This is a genomic window from Paraburkholderia jirisanensis (genome assembly GCF_054782355.1).
The window spans coordinates 1-858 of sequence record NZ_BAAGSQ010000023.1; the positions used below are offsets into that span (position 1 = coordinate 1).

1 protein-coding gene is annotated in these 858 nt (G+C 63.3%); it reads right to left on the reverse strand.

Translation table 11 applies throughout. The features are described 5' to 3' along the window. Positions 1-40 precede the first annotated feature (40 nt). On the reverse strand, positions 41-858 hold an 818-nt coding region (gene tnpC, locus ACYVNQ_RS11920; protein ID WP_460902707.1), incomplete at its 5' end, for an IS66 family transposase.

Consider the following 858-nt stretch of genomic DNA (forward strand, 5'->3'; position numbering starts at 1 on the left):
GTAAGCGTGTAGCCGGTGACGTCTTGACGCGACGTTGGAGCTATCGGTCTACGCGGAGCTGATCAGCAACGCGCCAAGGCGTAAGTTCGTCGACGCGATTGATGGGATGCTCTGCAATACGCGCGAGCACGAAGCGCAGATAGGCTTCGGGATCGACGTCGTTGAGTTTCGCGGTGCCGATCAGGCTATAGATCGCAGCCGCACGTTCACCGCCTGAGTCGGCGCCGGCGAACAGGTAATTGCGTCGTCCGATCGCGACACCGCGCAATGCCCGCTCGACCGGCAGGTTGTCGATCTCCAGTTGCCCATCGCCGCAATAGCGCGTGAGCGCCTCCCACCGGTTTAACGCATAGAGAATCGCCCGACTCGTGTCGGACTTGCGCGAGAGCGTCTCCAGCGTGGCGGTGAGCCACGTGCGAAGCTGATCGAGCAGCGGCTTCGCATGTGTCTGCCGATACGCTCGACGCTCGTCCGGTGGCTTGCCCCTGATCGACTCCTCAACCTTGTAGAGCGCACCAATACGCTCCAGCGCTTCGGTGTTCAGCGCGTTGGGGCGTGCTGCATGCAACTCGTAGAACTGCCGTCGCGCATGCGCCCAGCACGCTGCTTCACCAACGCGGCCCGTTTCGTAAATCGCCTGGTAGCCGCCATACGCATCGGCCTGCAGCGTGCCACTGAACGCTTCGAGGTGCTGCTGCGGATGGATGCCCTTGCGATCCGGCGTATAGGCGAACCACACGGCCGGTGGCGTCATGTCCGCCGATGCGCGATCGTCGCGTACGTAGACCCACAGACGTCCAGTCTTCGTCTTGCCGTTGCCGGGCGCGAGCACCGGAACCGGCGTGTCGTCAGCGTGCA